At 45.7% G+C, this 339-nt stretch carries 1 protein-coding gene and 1 pseudogene; both read right to left on the minus strand.

Going from position 1 to position 339, the window contains the following annotated elements; genetic code table 11:
• A partial coding sequence (gene rplP / locus FH871_RS35285) for a 50S ribosomal protein L16 (protein WP_138995385.1) occupies nt 1-214 on the minus strand: 214 nt, incomplete at its 3' end.
• A gap of 3 nt (nt 215-217) precedes the next feature.
• A pseudogene (rpsC, locus tag FH871_RS35290) lies at nt 218-339 on the minus strand (30S ribosomal protein S3); the annotation flags it as partial.

Genomic DNA, 339 nt, shown 5'->3' on the forward strand with positions numbered 1-339 from the left:
TGTGAGGGAAGATCTTGATCCAAACTCGACCACCACGTTTCATGTAACGCGTCATAGCGATACGGGCAGCTTCGATTTGGCGGTTGGTGATCCAGTGGCTAGTTGTAGCTTGCAGACCATATTCGCCGAATACTACTTCCTTACCACCTTTAGCTTCACCACGCATTTTTCCACGGAATTCGCGACGGTGTTTAACACGTTTAGGTACTAACATTTGTTATTTGCCTCCTTTAGTGTTCTTACGAGCTGGAAGCACTTCACCACGATAGATCCAAACTTTAACACCAAGTTTTCCGTAAGTAGTGTCTGCTTCTTCCCAAGCGTAATCAATATCGGCAC

It is taken from the genome of Larkinella sp. C7, from assembly GCF_006149005.1.
Lineage (GTDB): Bacteria > Bacteroidota > Bacteroidia > Cytophagales > Spirosomataceae > Larkinella.